Consider the following 24,992-nt stretch of genomic DNA (forward strand, 5'->3'; position numbering starts at 1 on the left):
ATTTTTCACACAGAGAATTTCGCATCACTATCAGCGATATAGAGTGGATTAATCGCTGTTTGTGATGTGCCTGTCAGCAAAAACCCCCGCCTGCACCATACTTAACCCTGATTTATGAATGCCGATTTCGCAATAAGTACCGAAATGGAGGAAGGTATGGAGTGGCAGACTCATTTGGTTTTCAACCAGCCAGAGCCGTTATCTAACAGTAATTTATATCTGTCGGATATGGCCTTGCGGGAAGCAGTGATACGGGAACATGCTGGCTGGGATGGAGAGGATCTTGCTCGGATTGGACTTCAACTTGGCTCACAGGAGTCACTCGAATTAGGGCGGCTGGCAAACGCCAATCCGCCAGAATTATTGCGCTATGATGCCGCTGGCCAGAGATTGGATCAGGTGCGATTCCATCCTGCCTGGTATGTGTTAATGCAAGAGTTGGTTAATCACCGAGTGCATAATTTACCTTGGCAGGAAGATGCGCGGATAGGCTCTTTTGTTGCCAGAGCGGCGCGTTTCATCCTGCATGCTCAGGTAGAAGCGGGGACATTATGCCCAATAACCATGACGTTTGGTGCCATTCCGCTGTTGCAACAAACACTTCCACCGCTATTCCAAAGCTGGATACCAGCACTGCTTTCAGATCGTTATGACTCGCATCAAATCGTCGGTAGCCAGAAACGTGGTTTATTGATTGGCATGGGTATGACCGAAAAACAGGGCGGTTCCGATGTGTTAAGTAACTCCACCAGAGCAGAGCCGCTGCAGGCTCGCGGCAATGGTGAGGCTTATCGTCTGGTCGGGCACAAATGGTTTTTCTCGGTACCACAAAGTGACGCGCACCTGGTGTTGGCCCAAGCCGAAGGGGGGCTATCTTGTTTTTTCCTGCCTAAAATATTGCCAGACGGCACCTATAACGCCATTCGCTTAGAGCGCTTGAAAGAGAAGCTCGGCAATCGTTCTAATGCCAGCAGTGAAGTTGAATTTGATAATGCGACCGCGTGGTTATTGGGCGATGAAGGTGACGGCATTCGCCAAATTCTGAAAATGGGTGGATATACTCGTTTTGATTGCGCGCTCGGTAGTCATGGCCTGATGAGAAGAGCCTTCTCCGTCGCGCTGTACCATGCCTGGCAGCGGCAAGCCTTTGGTAAAGCACTCGTTGACCAGCCTTTGATGCGGCAAGTCTTAAGCCGTATGGCATTGCGTTTAGAAGGCCATACCGCGTTATTGATGCGTCTGGCCAGTGCATGGGAAAAAACCGGCGAGGTTCATGAGCAGGTATTCAGTCGGCTGCTGACGCCAGCGGCAAAATATCGTGTCTGTGGGCTGGGCAGCGGGTTTGTCGCCGAGGCGATGGAAGTTCTTGGCGGGATTGGTTATTGCGAACAAAGTGAGCTGCCGCGGATTTACCGTGAAATGCCGGTCAACAGCATTTGGGAAGGCTCCGGCAATATTATGTGCCTTGATGTGCTACGAACCTTTCGCAAACTCCCCTCTGCGATAGAAATGCTTCAGCAAGAGTTTTATTCGGTGCGAGGGCAAAATCGGTTGTTTGACCGGGCATGGCGACAATTGCAGCAGCGGCTGAAAAACCCCAAGGAAGAGCAAGGGCGGGCGATAACGCAGCAACTGTTTGACTTGTGTTGTGCATCTCAATTGCTGCGGTTTGCCTCGCCGCCATTGGCCGATGCCTGGTGTCGCATGACGCTAGATCACCGGGATCAATACATGGTGCCTGAAGCGGTTTGCGCGCTGCTGCTCAGTCGCGGCAGCGGCATGAAATAAGCTCGAAATCATTTATACAACTAATTATTTATACTGCTAGTTATTTATACAACAGAGCGTTGGCGTACCAAATGCCTGGATAAATACTGTCAGACATCATGATAATCAAATAGTAGGGCGCACCACTGGCATTGGCCCTACGTTTAATTTCAGCTTCAATATCCATCGGGCTGCCAAATACTTGAGCTGAAACGGTGCCCACTTTCTGTAAATTAATGCTCTGTGCGCGGGTGATTTCCTGGGCATAGGGCTGAGCCACAGGTGGTGGAACCGGAGTAACGTGAAAAGCACTGCAAGCCGAGAGTCCCAAAGTGATCAGTAAGACCACCATTACACGTTTTAAATTCATTTTTGCCTCTTTGTCAGCTGCGATATCACTGCTAAGCCCATTATTTCTCAAGTGTAACGCTGCAACCTCAAGTATGAGGGAATATCTTGGAAGAAATTGATTTAAGACTTTATATCTTCATTTTGGCACACTGCATCTATCTGTTATAAGCCTGTTCGCTGCCTGATAAACAAAGGATTCTCACCATGATTGAGATGTCGCTGGAAAACATTAATGGGATTGAGGTCATCCATGCGGCCCCTGCGGGCCAGCGTCAGCAGCCGTTACCCACCATTTTCTTTTATCATGGCTACACCTCGTCAAAAGAAGTCTATTCCTATTTTGCCTATGCTTTCGCCCAAGCCGGTTTTCGCACTATAGCGCCGGATGCAGCTATGCATGGTGCGCGTTTTGACGGCAATGAAACTCAGCGGTTGTCTCATTTCTGGGAGATCCTCAAATCGAATATTGATGAACTACCTGGGCTTAAGCAGCATTATCAACAGGCTGGATTGATGGATTGCAAGCGGATCGGTGTTGCGGGCGCATCAATGGGGGGAATGACCGCGTTAGGCGCGTTTGCTCGCTACCCATGGATCAGTGTTGCTGCCGATTTTATGGGATCAGGTTATTTTACTTCGTTGGCGCATTCGCTGTTTCCACCTTTGGATGGAGGACGGGAGCTCAGCCCGGCAGAGTTTGAACGCCGCCTGGCACCACTGGCAGATTATGATCTTTCCCATCAGTTGGAAAAAATTGCTGAGCGGCCTTTATTGGTTTGGCATGGCGAAGCGGATGATGTGGTGCCAGCGGCGGAGAGTGCGCGCTTGGTTCAGGCACTGCAAGTCAGCAGGCGTGATAACCACCTGACCTATCTTACAGAGCCGAGGATTGGACATAAGATTACGCCAACAGCGTTGAGCGCAGGAACACGCTTTTTTAGCAAATATCTATAAAAAACCCCCGACAAGCGGGGGAATGGGTATGAGTATTGTCTTTTTTATCGGTGTTTCTCTGGTGTTGTATTTATCTATTGAATCTTAGCGATAGAGAACGGCATTAACGTGTATGGAACTATTGTCGCCGGGTTCATGCATAGCAATTATCTGATAAGAAGTCGCACCGCGTTCATCAGCTAATTTACTGATTTGTGCAGTGGCATCATCAGGAGAAATGACATTGTGACCCAGTGACAGAGCACCGATACTGACGCGCTGTTGCTGCATAGCTTGTTGAGCGGTTATTTCTGTGGCGGCAAACGTGCTGGTTGATAATGCCAAGCCGAGTGCGGCTGCGATAGTAAGTGTATGTTTCATAGGTGACTCCAAAATCTTATACCCGTTATACTTCGAGCCGCAGACGCGTTGGCTGCGTTCAATCACCCGAATCACTTACAACACAGTAAGCTCATCGGGACTCTTTCGCTTGCCGCCTTCCTGTAACTCGAATTATTTAGGGTATGTTTAGACACTTTGAATGACTTTCAGTTAGCTGCGCCGCTTGTTTTGCGGTGGATGTAAATAATTCTAGTCGCTTTTGTTAATTTAAAAATACGTGGGAATTGATTCACTTTGTCAAAAAAAGTGAATGATATTTATGTTGAGCTAATGATTTGATTGAAATATTTAGTAGACTAATGGATCTACATCCATTGGTTATTTAATGAACAAAAAGTGCGGTTTTAGTTGAGTAATGGTTAGAACAAGAATAAATCCCCGGCAATCCTTGAGTTTCAAACCGTCCGCAAGTATAGTTACGCGTCATTTTTCAGCCGCACACAAACACGTTCCTTGCCTCCATGGGCCGCGGTTGACCCTATCAGGAGGCTGAATAATCCGTAAGGAGCAATAATCGATGCGTCATTACGAAATCGTTTTTATGGTCCATCCTGACCAAAGCGAACAGGTTCCGGGCATGATCGAGCGCTATAGTGCAACTATCACTAATGCTGCTGGTACGATCCACCGTCTGGAAGACTGGGGCCGCCGTCAACTGGCTTATCCGATCAACAAACTGCATAAAGCTCACTACGTTCTGCTGAACGTTGAAGCGCCGCAGGAAGCGATCGATGAGCTGGAAACAAACTTCCGCTTCAACGACGCCGTTATCCGTAGCATGGTTATGCGCGTTAAGCACGCGGTAACTGAAGCATCACCAATGGTTAAAGCGAAAGACGAACGCCGTGAGCGTCACGACTTCGCGTCAGAAGCCAATGATGATTCTGAAGCTGGGGATTCTGAAGAGTAATTGCCGTGGTGACCACTAATCGTCTGGTACTTTCTGGCACTGTGTGCAAGACACCGGTTCGAAAAGTAAGTCCTTCTGGAATTCCGCATTGTCAATTTGTGCTTGAGCACCGATCAACACAGCAGGAAGCCGGATTTAGCCGACAAACATGGTGCAGAATGCCCATCATCGTCAGCGGGCAAAAGTCACAAGCATTAACTCACAGTATAACGGTCGGCAGTCAGTTAACCGTTGAAGGCTTCATTAGCTGCCATCAAGGCCGCAATGGGCTAAACAAATTGGTTCTGCATGCCGAGCAGATTGAATTTATAGATTCTGGAGACTAGCCAAATGGCACGTTATTTCCGTCGTCGCAAGTTCTGCCGTTTTACCGCGGAAGGCGTTGTAGAGATTGATTATAAAGATATCGCTACGCTGAAAAACTATATCACTGAAAGTGGTAAAATTGTCCCGAGCCGTATTACCGGTACTCGCGCAAAATACCAGCGTCAGCTCGCCCGTTGTATCAAGCGCGCACGCTACCTGTCTTTGTTGCCGTACACTGATCGTCATCAGTAATCGGCCACTGTCCATTAACGACTTTGAGAGGATAAGGTAATGCAAGTTATTCTGCTTGATAAAGTAGCAAACCTGGGCAGCCTGGGTGACCAAGTGAACGTTAAAGCGGGCTACGCTCGTAACTTCCTGGTTCCACAGGGTAAAGCTGTTCCGGCAACTAAGAAAAACGTTGAGTTCTTTGAAGCACGCCGTGCAGAATTGGAAGCCAAATTGGCTGGCGTTCTGGCTGCTGCTGAAGCTCGCGCAACCAAAATTAACGAACTGGTCAGCGTCACCATCGCTTCTAAAGCAGGTGATGAAGGCAAACTGTTCGGCTCTATCGGTACTCGCGACATCGCTGATGCAGTTACTGCAGCTGGCGTTGAAGTAGCCAAGAGCGAAGTTCGTCTGCCGAATGGCGTTCTGCGTACCACTGGTGATCATGAAGTTCACTTCCAGGTACACAGCGACGTATTCGCAAAACTGAACGTGATTGTGGTTCCAGAAGCGTAAGTTACGCTGCTGTAAACCTGTTAAAACGCCAGCCTCGTGCTGGCGTTTTGCTTTTTGGTCAAGGGACAAAAGGCCTTAGGGTGCCGCTGGTAACATAATTTCAAATTCACACAGTTCAGGTGCCACGCCCGAACAGCTATAAATCTCAAGAAAAGTAGTTTGCTGATACCGCCAATGTGGTTTTCCACTAATGGATGCCCGCCAGGTTTGGTTATCGAAGTACATATCCATTAACTTACCTTCGGCTTGCAAGTTATAGGTACATTTCTGGAACCGCCCCTGATCAATAATATTATCTTCCCCACCATCACTATTGAGAATCAGAAGGGCTTCATGGAAACTCTTAATCGCACTGTCCTGGGGAATCTCTCCTTGCACGGCGCCAACCCACTCACCCACACCGGCAGTGGTTGCGGTATAGACTCCATTGTTGTGCTTGATATTATCAATGGCTGGGCAATGCTGTGTTGCAAATGCGCCAAAGGGCATCAGTAGCAACACAAAAGGTAATTTATATTTCATCATCATCCCCTCAATTTATGAATACAGCTGTTTATGAATACAACCGTCAGCTAGTGGATGGCGTTAACCATCCAAAACAACTTAATTCGAGGGGAGTTCGGATGACAATATCAAAGAAAATAAGGCGTTAGATAGAAGGGGCTAGGGTTGGCTACCATTAACGCACACGACGATAGCTGCCATCGCTTTGGCGGGTAAACAGCACTTCTGTACTATTGGTGGTTTCAATAGCCAAAGCGGCGACCACACCTTGTGCATCCAGCATGATTTTGACTTCCTGGCCAGCTTTAAGGTTACTGAGCGGTTTATCATTACCTTCGGCTTGCGCCATGGCAAAAACTTCATTTACCGGCAAATTATTATCGCGAAATAGCTGTGCCAGCGTTTTCCCTGCTTGAATTTGATAACTCTGCCAATTTCCCTGTAACGGGGGAGTCGCCTCAGGTGTAATCGGCGGCGCCACCGTTGGAGGTGGCGGAGCATCAAGATTACCCTGTAATTGGGCCTGTAGTGGCACGTCTGTGGACGGTGCACTCACCGGGAATGCGTTATTGGTGTTATCACGGGAAACTGGCCACAACAGTGCCAGCAGCAATACTGCGGTTGCGATAATGACCCAGCGACGGTGAAAGTTAGGTAATGGCTCCATCCATTCAAAACTGTCTGGCAAGTGCCAGATTTTCAGCAGTAGCTTTTTAATCCCTTTTTCCTGTGCGGCGGTAGCAACAGTTTCAGGGGACACATTATTTTCAGTAGAGGTGATATCCTCAGCAGGAGAAATGTGTTCAGACGCACTGACTTCAGACATCAGATTGTGATCATCAACATTTTTAGCATCTGGCATTATTCTCTGCCTGATACTCAGCCAGGTGTGCAGCAGTGGCTGATAAACCCGAGTACTTTTCCTTCTCCTGGGCGCGATTCTGCCCATGGTGACCTCTCTTCGACTACGTAAAACTACATAAATAATAAAATGGCATTTTACCCATAGGCTTCTAAGTATAACCCTTCTTGCTTGAAGTTGGGTTAAGCCACTATCTGACTAATGCCAAAAAACAGAATATTATGATACCTAAACGGGGTATTCCCCATTAGCCTGCTGTCATTGTTTCTTTTTCTACGACAAAAGTCATCATTCGCGAAGCAAGATTTTACCGCGCTCCCCTGCTGCTGTTATGCTGGCGGCTTCGACATGATTAGCGACTAAAGGAAAATCCATGACAACCCCTTCTTTTGATAGCGTTGAAGCGCAAGCAAGCTACGGAATTGGTTTACAAATCGGGCAACAATTGCAAGAGTCCGGGCTGGAAGGTTTACTGCCAGAAGCACTGTTGGCAGGTTTGCGTGACGCGATGGAAGGGAATGCACCCACCGTTCCTGTTGATGTTATACATCGCGCGCTACAGGAAGTGCATGAAAAAGCTGATAAAGTGCGTGTTGAGCGCCAACAGGCTTTGGTAGAGGAAGGGAAAACATTCCTGGAAGAAAATGCCAAGCGTGATGACGTCACCACCACTGAATCTGGCTTACAATTCTCTGTATTACAGGCGGGTGATGGCCCAATCCCATCCCGTCAAGACCGTGTACGGGTGCACTATACTGGCCGTCTGGTGGATGGCACTGTATTTGATAGCTCAGTTGAACGTGGCCAACCGGCAGAGTTCCCTGTCAGCGGTGTTATTCCGGGCTGGATTGAAGCTCTGTCCATGATGCCAGTTGGCTCTAAGTGGAAGTTGTACATCCCGCACAACCTGGCTTACGGCGAGCGTGGTGCTGGTGCGACTATCCCACCATTCAGCGCATTAATGTTTGAAGTGGAACTGTTGGAAATTCTGTAATTTTCGCCAACAGTGACAATAAAAAAGGGCGACATGATGTCGCCCTTTGGCATTTATTGAGCCGGTAAATAATGAGCAGTGCAGTTATTCGCCATCCAGCGCACGGGGAAACAGCAAATTATTTTCCAGATGAATATGTTCCATCAGGTCAGTTATGAATTCATTGATGCCAGTGTAAAGCGCGCGCCAGGTATTGCAGGCACCTTCTGGTGGCGTCATATTTTGTGTGAGTTGTTTAACCACTTCCAGCTGTTGTCCTACCGCGTCATGCTCAGCTTCCATCACAAATATTGGCCCACCGGCTTGTGACCCCATACCGCGTTTGATCATTGGAAACAGAATTTGTTCCTCTTTGTACATATGCTGGGTCAGCTCTTCCAGAATCGCCGTCAGTTCGGCTGCTAATCCACCAGGGCATGCTGGTTTCTCGCCATGAACGCGTTCAACTTTTTCAGCCATAAGAATCAATTCTGGCAGTTGTTCGCGATGGCGGTTGTGATAGCGGTTGATAATAAAATCAATGATGTTTGCCAGCGGTTGCTGTTGCCAATCCTCAGATGACTGCGGTTCGGCTTGCAAGGCATTGAGCTGCGCTTCCAGCTCATCAATATCCAGATTCAACTTAGTGGCGGCCCGTAACAGTGTTTGCTTGCCACCACAGCAGAAATCCAACTGATGCTGACGGAATAATTTTGTTGCCCGTGGAATGGCGATAGCCAAAGCACCCAGAGATTGATTGCGGTAATCCATGATGACACCTCATTGAGTAATTAAATATCTATAAGATGCATAATAAATACATGTTATAGGTTGCGATATAGCTCTAAAGAGGTAGGTGAGGTAGCCACAGCGCTCCGTAAAGCGCTGTGGCCAGAGATTATTTCTGCTGTAAATCTATTTTGTATACTTCGAAACCGATCTCGTCAGTACCCATTGCTTTCATTGGATATTGCGCTTTTTGCTTAATAAATTCAGCGGCTTTGGTACTTGGTGAGGTTTCAAAACGAATATCCAGCGGCTGCTGACTATTCAGCGTCGCCAGACGCCAGTTGTTATCCGCTTGCGGGGTCACCTGCCCATGCTTTTTGGTTTCTGCACTGATATAAGCTGACAGAACCGCTCGGTTTTCATCTGGAGAGGCGAATGCAATATGACTATCACCGGTGCCAGCAAATTTACCGCTATAGGCGCGGTAGTTATTGGTGGCAATCAGGAATGTGGCTTTTGGATCAATAGGTTTACCATTAAACGTCAGGTTTTTGATGCGCTCAGCTTTGTCATTAATCAGCGCGCATTCGCCGTCATAGCGAGCAGGCTGGCTGACATCAATTTCATAGTTAACCCCATCGATAACATCGAAATTATAAGTACGGAAACCATCCCAGTTAATCAGTGATTGCGGTTTACTGCTATTCACATCAATTTGATTAAATTGTGCGGCGGAGCACTCCAGCCACTGCTTAACATCCGCGCCACTGGCTTTCACTACCACCAATGTATTCGGGTAAAGATAGAGGTCGGCAGCGTTGCGGAAGGTCAGTTCGCCTTTTTCCACTTCGACAAAACTGGCAGGATCATTTTTGCGGCCGCCAGCTTTAAATGGCGCTGCGGCAGAAAGTACCGGTAAATCGGCCAAGTCAGGATCGCCCTGAATAAAGTGCTCGGTATAGGCGCGCTGGGCATTATTGACAATTTGTACTGTCGGATCGTCTTGGATCAGCGATAGATAGCTATACATATTATCCGATGCTTTGCCGATCGGCTGGCTGACAAAATCACGGGTGCCTTGGTGATCGGCGGCTAACACTTTCACCAGGTTTGCATTTTCGGCGGCCAGCGATTTCTGTGTCGCTTTATCAAAGATAGGGCGGGCTTCGGCCTTGGCTTGAGTCACCAGCCATTGGCCTTGGTCATTATTCAACACAAAATCAACTACTCCAAGGTGGTCACCCCACTGGCCTGGCATTACAGCTGGAATACCGTTTAATGTCCCCTGTGCGATATCCGCCCCTTTGATAGTGGCAAAGTCTTTACTCGGGAAAACGGCGTGGGCATGGCCAAACATAATGGCATCAATTCCTGGCACCTGGCTGAGGTAGTAAACCGAGTTTTCCGCCATATTTTTATAAGGGTCACTGGAGAGGCCGGAGTGGGGGATTGCGACCACTAAGTCGGCACCTTGCTTACGCATTTCCGGTACCCATTTTTTAGCAGTTTCGGTGATGTCATCGACGGTAACTTTGCCGGTAAGGTTGGCTTTATCCCATATCATGACTTGCGGAGGCACAAAACCAATGTAGCCAATACGTAGGTTATGGCTTTTCCCATCGCGATCCTTTACTGGGGTATCAACAATTAAATAAGGCTGAAACAGTGGCTTACCGGTTTTGACATCAATGACATTGGCATTCACATAGGGAAATTTAGCTCCCGCCAGTGATTTTTTTAGATAATCCAGACCATAATTAAATTCATGATTGCCGATGTTGCCGACGGCATAATCCAGTGTGTTCATTGCCTTATAAACAGGGTGAATTTCACCGGCCTTTAGCCCTTTCGCGGCCATATAGTCACCCAGTGGGCTGCCCTGAATCAGGTCGCCATTATCCACCAGCACACTGTTAGTGGCTTGTTGGCGAGCCGCTTCAATCAGACTTGCCGTACGGACCAGACCGAATTTTTCCGTAGGTTTGTCTTTGTAATAATCGAAATCCATCATATTGCTGTGCAGGTCGGTGGTTTCCAGTACTCGCAAATCAACAGTTGCGGCCTGCGCGGTTGAGGTTGTGAGAGCAATCAGGCTGGCAAGAAGGGATAACGTCAGCGGACGCTTAAACATGGCTTTCTCCATCGTGGCTTTTCCATTAAGAAAACAATTCGACCTGTATCGCAAAAGAATATGTAAATTTAATAGGTCGTCATAACAAAGTGTGAAGTTTGGCAGAAAATGGTTTTGGATAACGCGGAGATGCTCACAGTTGCAGTAGGCAAATTTCCCTGATTTTATTGAGGGTTATCCGACAAAGGTGGCTATTTGGACGGAAAATAATTAGTCTGCCAAACAGGTATTACGCATTGCGATGATTAATTTTTATTTTAGCTTTGCGTTCTAGAATGAATATAGCGTGAGTGACAAGTTCCAGGAACCCTTATTGATTTAACAATTACTATCAATATTCGACATGACTCATAAAACCAAGGGGTGGATGATGTTAGAGCAAATTTGCCAGTTGGCCCGCGAGGCAGGCGTGGCGATTATGGCGGTCTATCAGGGGGAGAAGCCCCTTGATGTGGCCCATAAAAAAGATGATTCGCCCGTTACGGCGGCGGATCTTGCCGCCCATCAAATTATCAAAGCCGGGTTGGCGGTATTGACCCCTGACATTCCTCTGTTATCTGAAGAAGACCCACCGACTTGGGCAGTGCGCCAGCACTGGCAGCGCTATTGGTTGGTTGACCCACTGGATGGCACCAAAGAATTTTTGAGTCGCAATGGCGAATTCACCGTCAATATCGCCCTGATTGAGCAAGGGGTACCGGTGTTGGGGGTAGTTTATGCTCCGGTGAGCGAAGTGATGTATAGCGCGGAAAACGGCCAGGCATGGAAAGAAGAGTGTGGTCGGCGTATGCAGATTGAGGTGCGTGATGCCGTCCCGCCGCTGGTGGTTGTCAGCCGCTCTCACAGTGATGCTGAGTTGGAAGATTATTTGGCGCAATTGGGCGAACATCAGACGGTAGCGGTGGGTTCATCACTCAAGTTTTGTCTGGTCGCGGAAGGAAAAGCGCAGCTATATCCTCGCTTTGGGCCGACCAATGTGTGGGACACCGCCGCTGGGCATGCAGTCGCCATAGCTGCCGGGGCACAAGTTCACGATTGGCAGGGTAAACCACTTTCTTATATCCCACGTGAATCTTTCCTGAACCCCGGCTTTAGAGTGTCTTTGTTCTAGTTTTACTGTTTCACAAGCTGGTGCAGTTGGTCGATGACCTGCTGCACTTCTTCTGCGGTCAGCGCACCGTCTTTGACAAACTTAACGTTTCCTTGTTGGTCCAGTACCACGACAGCCGACCCTTTCTCCGCTAAACCCCAAGCCTTTTTGACACTCCCATTGCTGTCGACCACAAACTGCGACCAGGGAAATTCCCGCTTATTGCTTTCAATGCTATTACGCACAAACATCGCGGTACCGATGATGGCGTCATCGGTATTGACGATTGTCGTCGTTTGGTAATGTTCGTGTGGTAAATTGGCGTGTTTAATCGCTTCCACCAACGGCGCATTCAGTTCTTTTGCTGATGTGCGGCCAGCAATATGCTGGACAACTCGCACTTTGCCGGGCAATTGCGAGCTATTCCAGTTTTTATAGCTAAACTGATCAGTAGCCTTATCGTAGTTTAATTCGCCTTTATCGCTGACACCTACCGGCGGAACCCGCTGGTCAACTTGGATGGTGAGCGCGCTAGCCATAAAGGGGGTTAACAGCAGCGACAGTATAAGCAGGCTATTTTTTATCATGGGATGTCCTTTAGGATCTTATGAATGATGACTTAGTCCTGACAGCAGACAAGTTTCCCAATAATAGGTGCAGATCAGAGGTCTGTCCTGTTTGTCTAAAATAATTATTTCTGGCACTGACTAGATGGTTATTCTGCATTAAGCTCTCATTTTCTCTAACTCACACTGTAATATTATGTAAAGTCAGCATCAATGACTGGTTTTGCGGGAACTTAACTCCATACTCTAGGTCTATTACTCTGCAATTATCTTACGCTACCTGTGATCTTGGTCGCTAAGGCGCCAGAGGGTACGTACTAGTGCTATGGGAGGAAAGTAAAACAATGAGGATCTTCCAACGTTACAATCCGGCAAAAATCGCGATGTATGTCAAAACGCTATTTCGCGGTCGGTTGTATATCAAGGATATGGGGGCTTTTGAGTTTGATAAGGGCAAAATTTTAATCCCGAAAGTTAGGGATAAACGCCATTTTGAGGTGATGTCGGAAGTTAACCGGCAAGTGATGCGTCTGCAAACTGAAGTCTAGTGACATCCCCGGTTCGAATTAATTGCGGCTCCTAAATAGGAGCCGCTAATGTTTCAATCATCACAAAAATATCAGCGGTTATGCGTCACTGCTTTCATGCGGTGCTTTTGGCAATATTGGCGCTGGCTGATCACTGAGTTTGGTCACCAATAACTGATCGATTTTATAGCTATCGATGTCCACCACTTCAAACTTATAACCGGCATATTTGACGAAATCAGTACGCTTTGGAATTTTGCGTAACATATACATCATAAAGCCGCCGATAGTTTCATAATTGCCCGATTGCGGGAATTCGTCGATATGCAGCACGCGCATGACGTCTTCAATTGGCGTACCGCCCTCAATCAGCCATGAGCTTTCATCACGGGCGACAATCTGCTCTTCCTGCCCTTGGCCGACCAAATCGCCCATCAAGGTAGTCATTACGTCATTCAGCGTAATTATCCCAACAACCAACGCATACTCGTTGAGGATAACCGCAAAGTCTTCACCGGCAGTTTTAAAGCTTTCCAGCGCTTCAGAGAGAGTCAGAGTATCCGGCACAATTAACGCTGAGCGGATTTGCACACCGCTGCTGAGCACCAGGCTCTGGTTGCCCAAGACTCGGTTCAATAAGTCTTTGGAATCAACATAACCCACCACTTGATCGATATGACCATCGCAGACCAGGAATTTTGAATGCGGGTGGGTCGAAATCTTCTCTTTGATGCTGTCTTCGCTTTCCCGTAGATCAAAATAAATCACACTTTCGCGTGACGTCATGGAAGAAGGAACGGTGCGGGATTCCAGTTCAAAAACGTTTTCAATCAGCTCGTGTTCTTGCTTGCGTAGCACCCCCGCCAATGCACCCGCTTCCACGACCGCGTAGATATCATCCGACGTAATATCATCATTGCGAACCATTGGTAGCTTGAATAGACGGAAGATCAGGTTCGCCATCCCATTGAAGAACCAAACTAATGGACGACAAATCATTATGCAGAAACGCATCGGGTTGACGATCCGCACAGCAACCGCTTCAGGTGAAATCATACCGATGCGCTTCGGGGTTAAATCTGCAAACAGAATAAATAAGCTGGTTACCAGGACAAATGAGCAAATGAAACTGACTTGATCGGCAAGTTCAGGCGACATAAAACGTTCAAATACCACCTTGAAAGAGGGCGAGAATGCCGCATCACCGACAATACCACCGAGGATGGCGACGGCATTCAGCCCAATTTGAACCACGGTGAAGAAAATCCCCGGAGTTTCTTGTAATTTAAGTACTCGTAAGGCGTTGATATCGCCTTCATCTGCCAGAAGTTTTAATTTAATTTTTCGCGATGCTGCGAGTGAAATCTCTGATAATGAGAAGAAGGCACTCACTGCGATTAAAAATAGAATCAGTAAAATACTGTTTAACATAATCTGTCCGTGTCGTACCGACGATAGCGCCGGCGATCGTAAGGAAGGGCCATACTGTTATTTCGGTTAATTCAATTAGTTTCTGAATAACGGCAGAAAGTCGTTATCGGGCTGAATATGAACAGCCCGAAGTAGTATAGCAGCAGCGATGAGAGCGCCGCCAGCCTTACAAATTAGGAGGCATACAAACGCCGATACCGCCCAAACCACAATATCCATGTGGGTTTTTGTATAAATATTGCTGGTGGTCATCTTCGGCGTAGTAAAACGGCAGGGCAACGGCAATCTCACTAGTGATAGCTCGGCTGTCACCTGCTTTTGTCATGGCTTGTTGGAACAGAGTCTGACTCTCTTGCGCTTGCGTTTCCTGCTCGGGGGTCAACAGGTAAATAGCTGAACGATATTGCGTTCCGACATCTCCACCTTGACGCATTCCCTGAGCGGGATCGTGATTTTCCCAGAAAATCTGCAATAGTTGCTGATAACTCATGATGGCAGGATCAAACACAACTCGAACCACTTCTGCGTGCGCGGTGCGGCCACTACACACTTCATGGTAGGTTGGGTTTGGTGTGTATCCACCACTGTAACCTGCGGCGGTGCTATACACGCCCGGTTGTTGCCAAAACAGGCGCTCAACACCCCAGAAGCAGCCCATGGCGAAGATAGCAACTTCCATACCCTCGGGGACATGTGTCATGGAGTGCCCATTCACCACATGGAGAGTTGCGACCGGCATCGGTGTCAGTCGGCCCGGCAAAGCATTCGCCGCATCAATGACGGCAGTTTTATCAAAATTTTGCACCACAATAGACTCCGATGTTGACAGTGAATCCTAAGTTTACAGTAAATTGCTAACAAGATGTTTACAGTGAATGGCGATAGACAGTTGTATCTGATTGCGAGTTTGCACACAATAAGACCCATTCCGCATAAATGTAGCGGCTTAAGGTAGAGTTTTAGGGGTTATAGGCTTTAATCGGTCTTTGTACGCGGGATGATAGTGTGTTTGATGCCACTTTTTTGCAATGCCCGCAAGATCGGTTTTTACAGGAAAGTACAATTTATTAGGAGTACGCGTGCCACGATACCCTATTCTGTGTTTTTTATGTGTATTGCTCGCCACACCTATCGCCTATGCCGCTAATGTGCGGTTGCAGGTTGAGGGTCTTAGCGGGGATTTAGAAAGAAACGTCAGGGCGCGTTTATCAACAATTGGTACTGATGAAGTCACGGCTGATGGGCGATTTCGTTCCAGGGTGGATGAGGCTATCCGTCAGGGGCTACGTGCTTTGGGTTATTACGACCCCACCATTACTTTCGATTTACAACAACGCCCTGCACCTGCTCGTTCGGTGTTAATCGCCAAAGTGGTTCCCGGAGAGCCGGTTTTGATTGCCGGTGTGGATATCGTGCTGCAAGGCGGGGCGAAAACCGATCCCGATTATCTGGCATTGGTGCGCCGGGATACGCCTAAAATTGGCTCTATTCTCAATCATGGCGATTTTGATAATTTCAAAAGTTCACTGACTGGCCTGGCTTTACGCCGCGGTTATTTCGACGCCAATATGATCAAAAGTCAGTTGGGCGTTGCTGCTGAACTGCGCGAAGCATTCTGGGATATCGATTTCGACAGCGGCGAGCGCTATCGCTTCGGTAAAGTCATTTTCCAGGGCTCACAAATCCGTGAGGACTATCTGCAAAATCTGGTGCCATTTCATGAGGGTGAGCTGTACACCTCTGATGAGTTGGCCGAGTTGAACCGCCGCCTATCCGCCACCAACTGGTTTAACTCTGTGGTGGTTTCGCCAGATTTTCGTGATGCGAAAAAAACCAAAATATTGCCGCTTGATGCTGTTGTGACCCCTCGAACAGAGAATACCGTTGAGCTGGGGGGCGGTTATGCCACGGATGTCGGCCCGCGCCTGACGGCGAGTTGGCGTAAACCTTGGGTTAACACCTACGGACACAGCCTGACGACCAGCACCACACTCTCGGCTCCTGAGCAGACGCTGGATTTCAGCTATCGAATCCCGTTGTTAAAAAACCCACTAGAGCAGTATTACCTGCTGCAGGGCGGGTTTAGACGCACTGATCTTAATGACACTAAATCAGATACCACGACACTCAACGTTGCTCGTTTCTGGGATTTATCCAGCGGTTGGCAGCGCGCGATCAACCTGCGCTGGAGTTTGGATCACTTTACTCAGGGCAGTGTGACTGACACCACGATGCTGCTGTACCCGGGCGTGAGTATCAACCGCACCCGCCAGCGTGGGGGAGCCATGCCGGTTTGGGGGGATAGCCAACGCTATTCCATTGATTGGTCTGATACCACCTGGGGTTCTGATGTTGATTTCGGCATATTCCAGGCACAAAACGTGTGGATACGCACTCTGGGTGAGAAAAATCGCTTTGTGGTACGCGGGAATGTAGGCTGGATTGAAACCAATGACTTTGACCGTGTGCCGCCGTCACTGCGCTTCTTCGCCGGTGGGGATCGCAGTATTCGAGGCTATAAATTCCGTGATATTTCTCCGCGTGACAGCGAAGGTAAGTTAACTGGTGCCTCTAAATTGGCTACCGGCTCTCTCGAATACCAATATAACGTCACTGGCCGTTGGTGGGGGGCGGTGTTCGTCGATACCGGTGAAGCGGTAAATGATATTCGCAAAAGTGATTTAAAAACTGGCGCTGGGTTTGGCGTGCGTTGGGCTTCCCCGGTCGGCCCGATTAAACTGGATATCGCGAAGCCTATTGGCGATAACGAAGCACATGGCGTGCAATTTTACATCGGTTTGGGGCCTGAACTATGACTCGCATAAAAGAACCGACGCAAATAGAGGAACAGGTGCCGGCAGAGAAACCGATGCCGGTAAAGAAACTGAGGTGGGTAAAGAGACTCAGTATCGCCTTTTTGCTCATTATCCTGTTGTTGGTGGGAGCTCTGGCGGGTTTACTTGGCACCACCAGTGGTTTGCATTTTGTTATCAACAGTGCCGCGCGTTGGGTGCCTGGCCTGGATATAGCCAGTGTCAGCGGTGGCTGGCGTGATCTGACACTCAAAGGCATCCAATACCAAATGCCGGGTGTTACCGTGAAAGCGGGGCAGTTTCATCTGTCATTGCAGCTATCCTGTCTGAAACGCAGTGAGCTGTGTGTTAATGCGCTGACAGCACAAGATGTAGATGTGGTGGTCGATACCAAAGCTATGGAACCTGCCGCCCCCGCACCTGCCAGCACTGAACCTATGGGCGAATTGAGTACCCCGTATCCCATCACCCTACGTTTACTATCGCTGAATAATGTCAAAGTGACTATTGATGACACGGCGATTTCACTCAATGAATTCCGCACTGGCGCGCATTGGCAGCAGCGTGCATTAAACTTGATGCCGACTAAGATCAGTGGGTTATTGATTGCATTACCAAAAACAGTGCCCGCTATCGTCCCTGATGCGGCGAAGCCCGCCGTGGAAACCGCTATCGCCGTCAAAGAAGCGGTTGAGCAACAGGCTGCGGCCCCCGCGCCAGCCGAAACCCCTCTGGGTGAAACCTTAAAAGAGCTATTTGCCAAGCCACTATTACCCGATTTGCCAGACTTCCGTTTGCCGCTGGATTTACAGATTAAAGAGATTTCAGGGCAGCAGCTTCGGCTAACCGGTGACACCGATGTGCTTATCACCAGTCTGTTACTGCAAGCCAGCACTCAAGATAACCGCATCACACTGGATACACTGGATATCAAATCGCCACAGGGCGGGCTGTCTGCCCGTGGTGAGGCGACGCTGGCAGATACGTGGCCGCTGAGTATCACCGTCAACAGTGCGTTGAACATTGAGCCACTGAAGGGCGAAAAAGTGAAACTGACTGTGGGCGGCGGGTTACGCGAACAACTCAAAGTCGCGCTTAACTTGTCTGGCCCGGTGAGCGCGCAATTGGAAGCTAAAACCGCGTTAGCACAGGCGGGGTTGCCAATGGCATTGACCCTGCAAAGTAAGCAACTGCGTTGGCCACTGAGCGGCGAACCTCAATTTCAACTCGATAATCTCAGAATGCGGCTTAATGGGCAGGCGACAGATTACGCACTCTCAATCCGCTCGGACTTTAAAGGTACTGACTTGCCGCCCGCTATTTTCACATTGGACGGCAAAGGGAATGTTGAGCAATTCAATCTGATGCGTTTGCGCCTGGCAGCGCTGCAAGGTAATACCGATCTGACCGGTGTGGTGGATTGGAGCAAGGCGATCAGTTGGAACTCGGTATTAACTCTGTCAGGGATTAATACCGCCAAACAGTGGCCGGAGTGGCCGGCAAAACTGGATGGCAAGATTGTGACTCGCGGCAGTATTCATGGCGGCAGCTGGCAATTACAAGTGCCGGAGCTGACGTTGGACGGCAATGTGAAACAGAATCGCGTTACTGCTCGCGGTTCATTGACCGGTAATGCAGCAGGGCAGTGGCATATTCCGGGTATCAATCTGGCATTAGGCCGTAATAAGCTGGATGTCAAAGGTGACCTAAATGACAACTGGCTGCTTGATGCCAATGTCGATGCACCGCAGCTTGATGGCGCGTTGCCGGGATTGGGCGGCATTGTCAAAGGCACACTGAAATTACGCGGTAACCTTAAAGCGCCACAACTGTTGGCAGATCTCACCGCGAGCCGCCTGCAATGGCAAGAATTGACCATTAATCGGGTCAAGATTGATGGTGATGTTCGCTCGACAGATCAAATTCAAGGCCAACTGGCCATTAGGGTTGAGCAGCTCAAGCAAGCCGAGCTGGTGGTCAGCCTCCTAACATTAGATGCCCGTGGCAGTGAAAAACAGCATCAGTTGCGCCTGAATATGCAGGGTGAACCGGTTTCCGGCCAGTTGGCGCTGGAGGGAAGCTTTGACCGGCAGCAAGAGCGCTGGCGCGGGACTCTCAACAACACGCGCTTTGATACGCCGGTAGGTGAATGGCGTTTAAGTCGAGCCATCGCCTTGGATTACCAAAACACACTTGAGCGGGTCACCATTGGGCCACATTGCTGGCTTAATCCGAATGCGGAACTTTGTGTGCCGCGTGCGATTGAAGCAGGCCCGAGTGGGCAGGCGAGTGTGGTACTTAATCGCTTTGATTTAGCGATGATAAAACCGTTCCTTGGCCCGGATACCACGATGAGTGGTGTGTTTACAGGACGGGCCGATGTGAGTTGGAAAGCCGGTGGTAGCTTGCCAGATGTGCGGGTATCACTCAGTGGCAATGGCGTCAAAGTCCAACAAATGGTACAGGGTAATCCACTGCCGATCGCCTTTGAAACACTGAATTTAAATGGTGGTTTGGCTAATGGGCAGGTACGGGCCGACTGGTTGATTAAACTGGTGAATAATGGCCAATTCTCTGGACAGGTGCAGGTGGCTGACCCCGAGGGGCGGCGTAATTTATCCGGCAACATTGCTATCAGTAATTTCTCGTTGGCAATGATCAATCCTATCCTGAGTGATGGTGAAAAAGCCTCTGGCTTATTAAATGCCAATCTCCGTTTAGGCGGCAATGCGAAAAGCCCGTTAGTCTTTGGCCGGCTGGCGTTGGACAATGTGGATGTCGATGGTAGTTGGATGCCATTTGATATCACCGAAGGGCGTCTGGTGATGAATTTCGACGGTATGACCTCGACGCTAGAGGGGCTAATTCGCACCTCGCAGGGGCAACTTAATCTCTCCGGTGATGCCGATTGGCGTGATATCAATGCCTGGCGAGCCAGAATTGCGGCAAAAGGTAATAAATTACGGGTTACAGTTCCGCCAATGGTGCGGATTGATGTTTCTCCGGACATTGTGTTTGAAGCCACGCCGCAACTGTTTAGTCTTAATGGCTCGGTGGACATCCCGTGGGCGCGTATTACGGTGCAAGAAGTACCGGAAAGCGCCGTCGGTGTCTCGCCGGATGAAGTGATGCTCAATAATGATTTGCAGCCTATTTCACCGCGCTCAGCTGGTATCCCAATTAACAGCAACTTGGTTATTCATGTTGGTAATGATGTTCGCCTGAATGCATTTGGCCTGAAAGCGCGCCTACAGGGCGATTTAAAAATGATACAGGACCAGCGCGGCTTGGGCCTGAATGGGCAGATTAATATCCCATCCGGTAGTTTCCGCGCTTATGGACAGGACTTGATTGTTAACAAAGGGGTATTGCTGTTCTCCGGGCCACCGGATCAGCCGCTGCTTAATATTGAGGCAATCCGTAACCCTGATGCGACTGCCGATGGCGTGACTGCTGGTGTGCGCGTGACAGGTATGGCTGATTCACCACGGCTGGAAATATTCTCAGATCCGGCGATGTCGCAGCAAGAAGCGCTATCCTACTTGTTACGTGGACAAGGGCTGGGTAATTCGGGAGCAGACAGCGGACTGATGACCTCAATGCTGGTCGGCATGGGGGTTGCGCAAAGTGGTAAGCTTGTGGGTAAAATCGGTGAGGCATTTGGCGTCAGCAATCTGGCACTGGATACTCAAGGGGTTGGTGATAGCTCACAAGTGGTGGTGAGCGGCTATGTCACCAAAGATCTGCAAGTAAAATACGGTGTGGGTATATTTGATTCGCTGGCTACGTTAACATTACGTTATCGGTTGATGCCCAGGTTGTATCTGGAAGCGGTGTCTGGTATTGATCAGGCATTAGATGTGCTTTATCAGTTTGAGTTCTAACAATGCGAATTATTGTCTACGGTAGTTTACGGCGCAAGCAAGGTAACAGTCACTGGATGACGGACGCCCAATTGTTGGGCGAACATGACCTGGAAGGCTTTGATATGTACAACTTAGGTCATTATCCGGCAGTGGTTCCCGGAGATGGCACTGTGCATTGTGAAGTTTATCGGATTAACTCTTCTATTATGAATGAGTTAGATGAACTGAAGAGTAATACCAAGGATTATCGGCGTGAATTGATCCAGACGCCTTACGGCAGTGCCTGGATATACCTTTACCGTTTACCGGTTGAAGGATTACCACGAATTTATAGTGGTGATTGGCTTAAGCGCCATGAAGAAAATGATAAACCGCAAAGCTAGATAAGCAAAAAAAAACACCGCACAATGGCGGTGTTTTTGCGATTAACTTAAAAAGCACCTTTTCAGGAGGTGCTTTTTGCTATGTATTTTTTGTTATATAAAACAGGAAATTACTTCTTAGCACGTTCGAAAGAGGACAGGATTTCGGCTTTAGCGGCAGCGGCATCTTCCCAACCGTCAACTTTCACCCATTTGCCCGTTTCCAGATCTTTGTAATGCTCAAAGAAGTGTTTGATCTGAGCTTTCAGCAGCTCAGGCAGATCTTGCACGTCCTTAACGTGATCGTATTCTTTGGTCAGTTTGCTGTGTGGAACCGCGACCAGCTTGGCATCTTCGCCTGCTTCGTCAGTCATTTTTAACACGCCAACTGGGCGGCAACGAATCACTGAGCCTGGCTGCAACGGATATGGCGTTGGTACCAGCACATCAACCGGGTCCCCATCTAATGACAAGGTATTGTTGATGTAACCGTAGTTGCACGGATAAAACATCGCAGTAGACATGAAGCGGTCTACAAACAGAGATCCAGTCTCTTTATCGATTTCGTATTTGATCGGATCCGCGTTCGCCGGGATTTCGATCACAACATAGATATCTTCTGGCAGGTCTTTACCTGCGGGTACTTGGTTCAAGCTCATGTCGGTTTCCTTTTATCAAACCAGAAATGGAGTGCTGGCTATTATAGCCAAGTCTTATCTGAATTCCTGTCCTTTTCACTGCTTGATGATGGTGAGATTGCCTGAAACAAGGCCATTCCAGGAAGATAAAATACCGTCATTATCTAATTGCATCTATTTTAAGCTGTTTTTCCGGTGGTGGTTCAAGACGACTCTCTTAGCGCCGATAACTTAATCACATAATAAGACCGTCCGCTGTACTGCTAACACTTTGTAATCTTAACCATTTGCACACAACCGGAAAAAACCGATGTTAAAAAAGATTACCATTAAGAATGGGCTTATTGCCCAGTTAAGCCTTATGTCATTGATTTTATTAATCGTCAGCGTAATTGGCATTAATTCAATCCAGGAAAGCTCACGCGCATTACAGGCCATAAATCAAATCCAAGGGGAGGAACTGGGATCATTATCAAATAGCTTTACTGCTACATTAAGTGCCAGAACTGAGGCGGCATTGGCTATTCATCAATTAGAGATAGGTTTGATTGATGAGTCTTTGCAAACTGCAAAGCAGGCCGAAGAGTCGTTGGCATTATCACAAAAGGAGATGGCACGATTTGTCAGCGCAGTATCTGAGCGGGGAGATGGGCAGGAACTGGCGACTAATATCCAAAAAAGTTATAAAAATTATGTAGATAAAGGCGTTATGCCCATGTTGACGGCTATCAAGGCCGGTTACGCAGACGAGTATTACGAGGTGCTGGAAAAGAGCATTACTGATATCAGCAAAGCATTTAATAATGATGTCGCGACCTTTCGCAGTTATGCGTTGAATGCTGGCCATTTACAAATTGATAAAGCCAATAGTGCCGCCAAAATTAAATTAGCCATCATTGTGGCTGCGGGCATAATCACCTTAATTTCTGCGGTATTGGCGTGGTTTGCGCTTAAATACATCATTTTGCAGCCATTGGAGCAATCAATTCATCAGTTGGAATATATAGCCGATGGCGATTTAACTCACAATATCAACAGTGAGGGTAATACGGAATTGGCCCGGCTGGCAAAAGCGCTACAAACCATGCAGCAATCGCTGGTGGTGTCTGTCAGTAATGTGCGTGATGTCGGTGGTCAAATTGGTATTGGATCACGAGAATTAGCTGCAGGTAATAACCATTTGGCGGAACGAACTGAAGAATCGGCATCTTCATTAGAACAGACTGCGGCCAGTATGGAGCAGTTGACCTCGACGGTGAAAATGAATGCTGAAAACTCGGATCAAGCCAATCGTCTGGCAATGAGTGTGTCAGATATCGCCAGTAAAGGCAGTCAAGTCGTCAGTCACGTTGTTGATAAAATGCAGGCGATTACCACCAGTTCACGGCGTATCTCCGATATTATTGCTGTGATTGACGGCATTGCGTTTCAGACCAACATCTTAGCGCTTAATGCGGCAGTTGAAGCCGCCAGAGCCGGAGAACAAGGCCGTGGTTTCGCGGTGGTGGCGGGCGAGGTTCGCAATCTGGCTCAGCGCAGCGCACAATCAGCAAAAGAAATTAAAGACTTGATTGTTGAATCGCAAAATCGAGTGCGGGAAGGGGCGGATATGGCTGAATCCGCAGGGAAAACCATGCATGAGATTGCCGATGAAGTAAACCGAGTCACTGCATTGATGCGCGAAATCTCAGCTGCTTCTTATGAGCAAAGTAGCGGAATTGAGCAAGTGAATGTCGCTATAGCTCAGATGGATCAGGTGGCGCAACAGAATGCCACATTGGTGGAGCAAGCGGCTGCGGCAACGCGTTCATTAGAGGAACAAGCCGATGCGCTGTCAGCCAGTATGGCAGTATTTAAATTACAAGGTGATGAGCTGGCGGTCGTAGCATAAAAAAAACAGCGGCTTAGTGGGCCGCTGTTTTCTCATGTTAGCGATAGTTACTTAGCTTCTTCATCCGGGAATTTGGCGATAAAGCCTTCCGCATCTTCAACCATGGATTTAGTGCCCACGAAGAAAGGTGCGCGCTGGTGCAGTTTCTCCGGCACGATATCCAGAATGCGATTAACCCCATCAGTGGCTTTCCCACCGGCTTGTTCTGCCAGGAATGCCATTGGATTGCACTCATACAGCAAACGCAATTTGCCTTGCGGATGGCTGGCGGTGCTTGGGTAAATATAAATCCCACCTTTCAACAGGTTACGATGGAAGTCGGCCACCAGTGAGCCAATATAGCGCGAAGTGTATGGGCGCTGTGTGGCTTCATCCTGCTCCTGGCAATACTTGATGTATTTCTTCACACCCAATGGGAATTTAATATAGTTCCCTTCGTTGATGGAATACATGCAACCGGTTGCGGGATAACGCACCTTTTCGCCGGATAAACAGAAAACGCCCAGCGATGGATCATAAGTGAAGGTATGGACACCATAACCGGTGGTATACACCAACATGGTTGACGACCCGTACACCACATAGCCTGCCGCAACTTGCTTAGTGCCTGGTTGCAGGAAGTCTGCTTCTGTGATCGGTGTGCCAAATGGGGTGATGCGACGATAGATGGAGAAAATAGTACCGACGGACACATTCACGTCAATATTTGAAGAACCATCCAGCGGATCCATCAGAACCACATATTTGGCATTTTCTGCGCGGCCACCATCAAAGATAACAATGTCATCTTCTTCTTCTGAGGCGATACCGGCCACTTCGCCACGCGCTTTTAGGGCTGCTTTCAATTTTTCATTGGCAAACAGATCGAGTTTCATCTGGTCTTCGCCTTGAATATTTGAAACGCCGCTCGCACCTAAAATATCAACCAGACCTGCTTTGTTGATGTCGCGATGAATGATTTTTGCGCCGAGTTTGATTGCTGAAAGTAATGCAGTTAATTCGCCGGTGGCGTGAGAGAAGTCTAACTGTTTCTCAACGATGAATTCGCCTAACGTTTTCATGACACAATCCCTGAATCTACGGTTAAATATCGATTTATTAACGAACAACTCACTTAATGGCAGCAGTGTAGCCCAAAGGTAAGAATTATTCATAGGCAATTCCATTTCTTCTCTTTGATTCTGAGCGGTAGAATG

At 48.4% G+C, this 24,992-nt stretch carries 24 protein-coding genes; 13 read left to right on the forward strand and 11 right to left on the reverse strand.

What is annotated here, in order from left to right:
- Window positions 1-144 precede the first annotated feature (144 nt).
- On the forward strand, window positions 145-1,788 hold the full coding sequence (locus QSV56_RS12245; RefSeq protein WP_172654318.1) for an isovaleryl-CoA dehydrogenase: 1,644 nt from the start codon (window positions 145-147) through the stop codon (window positions 1,786-1,788).
- Window positions 1,789-1,828: 40 nt separating this feature from the next.
- Here the strand turns inward: QSV56_RS12245 and bsmA are convergent, their stop codons facing one another.
- Window positions 1,829-2,137: a biofilm peroxide resistance protein BsmA gene (bsmA, locus tag QSV56_RS12250; RefSeq protein ID WP_050327775.1), complete on the reverse strand. Its 309-nt coding sequence runs from the start codon at window positions 2,135-2,137 to the stop codon at window positions 1,829-1,831.
- Window positions 2,138-2,322: 185 nt separating this feature from the next.
- On the opposite strand from bsmA, the gene yjfP reads away from it, so the two are divergent.
- Window positions 2,323-3,072, forward strand: a complete 750-nt coding sequence (gene yjfP / locus QSV56_RS12255; protein ID WP_046051714.1) for an esterase — start codon at window positions 2,323-2,325, stop codon at window positions 3,070-3,072.
- Window positions 3,073-3,156: 84 nt separating this feature from the next.
- Here yjfP and QSV56_RS12260 read toward each other — a convergent pair whose 3' ends face one another.
- Window positions 3,157-3,432: a DUF1471 domain-containing protein gene (locus QSV56_RS12260; RefSeq protein WP_046051713.1), complete on the reverse strand. Its 276-nt coding sequence runs from the start codon at window positions 3,430-3,432 to the stop codon at window positions 3,157-3,159.
- 538 nt (window positions 3,433-3,970) lie between these two features.
- Between QSV56_RS12260 and rpsF the strand changes: the two genes are divergently transcribed.
- From rpsF to rplI, 4 genes are read left to right on the forward strand one after another with little or no spacing between them, the layout of a single operon-like run.
- Window positions 3,971-4,363, forward strand: coding sequence for a 30S ribosomal protein S6 (rpsF, locus tag QSV56_RS12265; RefSeq protein ID WP_002210153.1), 393 nt, complete (start codon window positions 3,971-3,973; stop codon window positions 4,361-4,363).
- A gap of 5 nt (window positions 4,364-4,368) precedes the next feature.
- Window positions 4,369-4,689 carry a primosomal replication protein N gene (gene priB, locus QSV56_RS12270; protein WP_020282467.1) on the forward strand — a complete coding sequence of 107 codons (321 nt, stop codon included), beginning with the start codon at window positions 4,369-4,371 and terminating at the stop codon, window positions 4,687-4,689.
- A gap of 4 nt (window positions 4,690-4,693) precedes the next feature.
- Entirely contained in the window at window positions 4,694-4,921 is a 228-nt protein-coding gene (gene rpsR, locus QSV56_RS12275) for a 30S ribosomal protein S18 (protein ID WP_002210155.1), read from the forward strand.
- A gap of 39 nt (window positions 4,922-4,960) precedes the next feature.
- A complete protein-coding gene (gene rplI / locus QSV56_RS12280; RefSeq protein WP_005175476.1) occupies window positions 4,961-5,413 on the forward strand; it encodes a 50S ribosomal protein L9 in 453 nt (150 codons plus the stop codon).
- A 75-nt stretch (window positions 5,414-5,488) separates the two neighbouring features.
- On the opposite strand, the gene QSV56_RS12285 is transcribed toward rplI, so the two are convergent.
- Complete coding sequence (locus tag QSV56_RS12285; RefSeq protein ID WP_072082903.1) at window positions 5,489-5,938, reverse strand: DUF3757 domain-containing protein; 450 nt, start codon at window positions 5,936-5,938, stop codon at window positions 5,489-5,491.
- A 154-nt stretch (window positions 5,939-6,092) separates the two neighbouring features.
- Entirely contained in the window at window positions 6,093-6,866 is a 774-nt protein-coding gene (locus tag QSV56_RS12290) for a LysM-like peptidoglycan-binding domain-containing protein (protein ID WP_072082902.1), read from the reverse strand.
- 286 nt (window positions 6,867-7,152) lie between these two features.
- Between QSV56_RS12290 and QSV56_RS12295 the strand changes: the two genes are divergently transcribed.
- Window positions 7,153-7,773 carry a peptidylprolyl isomerase gene (locus tag QSV56_RS12295; protein WP_005156348.1) on the forward strand — a complete coding sequence of 207 codons (621 nt, stop codon included), beginning with the start codon at window positions 7,153-7,155 and terminating at the stop codon, window positions 7,771-7,773.
- Between the two features lie 84 nt (window positions 7,774-7,857).
- On the opposite strand, the gene ytfE is transcribed toward QSV56_RS12295, so the two are convergent.
- Both ytfE and QSV56_RS12305 read right to left on the reverse strand, forming a co-directional pair.
- Window positions 7,858-8,523: an iron-sulfur cluster repair protein YtfE gene (gene ytfE, locus QSV56_RS12300; RefSeq protein ID WP_019080708.1), complete on the reverse strand. Its 666-nt coding sequence runs from the start codon at window positions 8,521-8,523 to the stop codon at window positions 7,858-7,860.
- A 127-nt stretch (window positions 8,524-8,650) separates the two neighbouring features.
- A complete protein-coding gene (locus QSV56_RS12305; RefSeq protein WP_301212541.1) occupies window positions 8,651-10,624 on the reverse strand; it encodes a bifunctional 2',3'-cyclic-nucleotide 2'-phosphodiesterase/3'-nucleotidase in 1,974 nt (657 codons plus the stop codon).
- Window positions 10,625-10,982: 358 nt separating this feature from the next.
- Here QSV56_RS12305 and cysQ point away from each other — a divergent pair, with 358 nt between their 5' ends.
- Complete coding sequence (gene cysQ, locus QSV56_RS12310) at window positions 10,983-11,723, forward strand: 3'(2'),5'-bisphosphate nucleotidase CysQ (protein ID WP_019080706.1); 741 nt, start codon at window positions 10,983-10,985, stop codon at window positions 11,721-11,723.
- A 2-nt stretch (window positions 11,724-11,725) separates the two neighbouring features.
- Here the strand turns inward: cysQ and QSV56_RS12315 are convergent, their stop codons facing one another.
- Window positions 11,726-12,289 (reverse strand): YtfJ family protein, encoded by a 564-nt coding sequence (locus tag QSV56_RS12315; protein WP_019080705.1) that lies wholly within the window; start codon window positions 12,287-12,289, stop codon window positions 11,726-11,728.
- 323 nt (window positions 12,290-12,612) lie between these two features.
- On the opposite strand from QSV56_RS12315, the gene QSV56_RS12320 reads away from it, so the two are divergent.
- Entirely contained in the window at window positions 12,613-12,816 is a 204-nt protein-coding gene (locus tag QSV56_RS12320; protein ID WP_005156335.1) for a DUF1107 domain-containing protein, read from the forward strand.
- A gap of 78 nt (window positions 12,817-12,894) precedes the next feature.
- On the opposite strand, the gene QSV56_RS12325 is transcribed toward QSV56_RS12320, so the two are convergent.
- Both QSV56_RS12325 and msrA read right to left on the reverse strand, forming a co-directional pair.
- Window positions 12,895-14,226, reverse strand: a complete 1,332-nt coding sequence (locus QSV56_RS12325) for a hemolysin family protein (protein WP_005175426.1) — start codon at window positions 14,224-14,226, stop codon at window positions 12,895-12,897.
- Between the two features lie 166 nt (window positions 14,227-14,392).
- Window positions 14,393-15,031, reverse strand: coding sequence for a peptide-methionine (S)-S-oxide reductase MsrA (gene msrA, locus QSV56_RS12330; protein ID WP_026018340.1), 639 nt, complete (start codon window positions 15,029-15,031; stop codon window positions 14,393-14,395).
- 274 nt (window positions 15,032-15,305) lie between these two features.
- Here msrA and QSV56_RS12335 point away from each other — a divergent pair, with 274 nt between their 5' ends.
- The 3 genes from QSV56_RS12335 to QSV56_RS12345 all read left to right on the forward strand — a co-directional run bounded on the left by QSV56_RS12335 (window position 15,306) and on the right by QSV56_RS12345 (window position 21,288).
- Window positions 15,306-17,042 carry an autotransporter assembly complex family protein gene (locus QSV56_RS12335; RefSeq protein WP_046695507.1) on the forward strand — a complete coding sequence of 579 codons (1,737 nt, stop codon included), beginning with the start codon at window positions 15,306-15,308 and terminating at the stop codon, window positions 17,040-17,042.
- A gap of 68 nt (window positions 17,043-17,110) precedes the next feature.
- A complete protein-coding gene (locus tag QSV56_RS12340) occupies window positions 17,111-20,923 on the forward strand; it encodes a translocation/assembly module TamB domain-containing protein (RefSeq protein ID WP_301212656.1) in 3,813 nt (1,270 codons plus the stop codon).
- Window positions 20,924-20,925: 2 nt separating this feature from the next.
- Entirely contained in the window at window positions 20,926-21,288 is a 363-nt protein-coding gene (locus QSV56_RS12345; protein WP_019080701.1) for a gamma-glutamylcyclotransferase, read from the forward strand.
- 110 nt (window positions 21,289-21,398) lie between these two features.
- Here the strand turns inward: QSV56_RS12345 and ppa are convergent, their stop codons facing one another.
- Window positions 21,399-21,926, reverse strand: a complete 528-nt coding sequence (gene ppa / locus QSV56_RS12350) for an inorganic diphosphatase (RefSeq protein ID WP_002210169.1) — start codon at window positions 21,924-21,926, stop codon at window positions 21,399-21,401.
- 289 nt (window positions 21,927-22,215) lie between these two features.
- Here ppa and QSV56_RS12355 point away from each other — a divergent pair, with 289 nt between their 5' ends.
- A complete protein-coding gene (locus QSV56_RS12355) occupies window positions 22,216-23,796 on the forward strand; it encodes a methyl-accepting chemotaxis protein (protein ID WP_301212549.1) in 1,581 nt (526 codons plus the stop codon).
- A gap of 47 nt (window positions 23,797-23,843) precedes the next feature.
- Here the strand turns inward: QSV56_RS12355 and fbp are convergent, their stop codons facing one another.
- Window positions 23,844-24,857, reverse strand: coding sequence for a class 1 fructose-bisphosphatase (gene fbp, locus QSV56_RS12360; protein WP_004875434.1), 1,014 nt, complete (start codon window positions 24,855-24,857; stop codon window positions 23,844-23,846).
- Window positions 24,858-24,992: the final 135 nt, after the last annotated feature.

The sequence above is a fragment of the Yersinia sp. 22-579 genome, assembly GCF_030433455.1.
GTDB classification, from domain to species: domain Bacteria; phylum Pseudomonadota; class Gammaproteobacteria; order Enterobacterales; family Enterobacteriaceae; genus Yersinia; species Yersinia enterocolitica.

Coding starts and splice junctions, on each gene's coding strand:
- QSV56_RS12245 (WP_172654318.1), top strand. CDS start 145: ATGGAGGAAGGTATGGAGTGGCAGACTCATTTGGTTTTCAACCAGCCA.
- bsmA (WP_050327775.1), bottom strand. CDS start 2,137: ATGAATTTAAAACGTGTAATGGTGGTCTTACTGATCACTTTGGGACTC.
- yjfP (WP_046051714.1), top strand. CDS start 2,323: ATGATTGAGATGTCGCTGGAAAACATTAATGGGATTGAGGTCATCCAT.
- QSV56_RS12260 (WP_046051713.1), bottom strand. CDS start 3,432: ATGAAACATACACTTACTATCGCAGCCGCACTCGGCTTGGCATTATCA.
- rpsF (WP_002210153.1), top strand. CDS start 3,971: ATGCGTCATTACGAAATCGTTTTTATGGTCCATCCTGACCAAAGCGAA.
- rpsR (WP_002210155.1), top strand. CDS start 4,694: ATGGCACGTTATTTCCGTCGTCGCAAGTTCTGCCGTTTTACCGCGGAA.
- rplI (WP_005175476.1), top strand. CDS start 4,961: ATGCAAGTTATTCTGCTTGATAAAGTAGCAAACCTGGGCAGCCTGGGT.
- QSV56_RS12285 (WP_072082903.1), bottom strand. CDS start 5,938: ATGATGAAATATAAATTACCTTTTGTGTTGCTACTGATGCCCTTTGGC.
- QSV56_RS12290 (WP_072082902.1), bottom strand. CDS start 6,866: ATGGGCAGAATCGCGCCCAGGAGAAGGAAAAGTACTCGGGTTTATCAG.
- QSV56_RS12295 (WP_005156348.1), top strand. CDS start 7,153: ATGACAACCCCTTCTTTTGATAGCGTTGAAGCGCAAGCAAGCTACGGA.
- ytfE (WP_019080708.1), bottom strand. CDS start 8,523: ATGGATTACCGCAATCAATCTCTGGGTGCTTTGGCTATCGCCATTCCA.
- QSV56_RS12305 (WP_301212541.1), bottom strand. CDS start 10,624: ATGGAGAAAGCCATGTTTAAGCGTCCGCTGACGTTATCCCTTCTTGCC.
- cysQ (WP_019080706.1), top strand. CDS start 10,983: ATGTTAGAGCAAATTTGCCAGTTGGCCCGCGAGGCAGGCGTGGCGATT.
- QSV56_RS12315 (WP_019080705.1), bottom strand. CDS start 12,289: ATGATAAAAAATAGCCTGCTTATACTGTCGCTGCTGTTAACCCCCTTT.
- QSV56_RS12320 (WP_005156335.1), top strand. CDS start 12,613: ATGAGGATCTTCCAACGTTACAATCCGGCAAAAATCGCGATGTATGTC.
- QSV56_RS12325 (WP_005175426.1), bottom strand. CDS start 14,226: ATGTTAAACAGTATTTTACTGATTCTATTTTTAATCGCAGTGAGTGCC.
- QSV56_RS12345 (WP_019080701.1), top strand. CDS start 20,926: ATGCGAATTATTGTCTACGGTAGTTTACGGCGCAAGCAAGGTAACAGT.
- ppa (WP_002210169.1), bottom strand. CDS start 21,926: ATGAGCTTGAACCAAGTACCCGCAGGTAAAGACCTGCCAGAAGATATC.
- QSV56_RS12355 (WP_301212549.1), top strand. CDS start 22,216: ATGTTAAAAAAGATTACCATTAAGAATGGGCTTATTGCCCAGTTAAGC.
- fbp (WP_004875434.1), bottom strand. CDS start 24,857: ATGAAAACGTTAGGCGAATTCATCGTTGAGAAACAGTTAGACTTCTCT.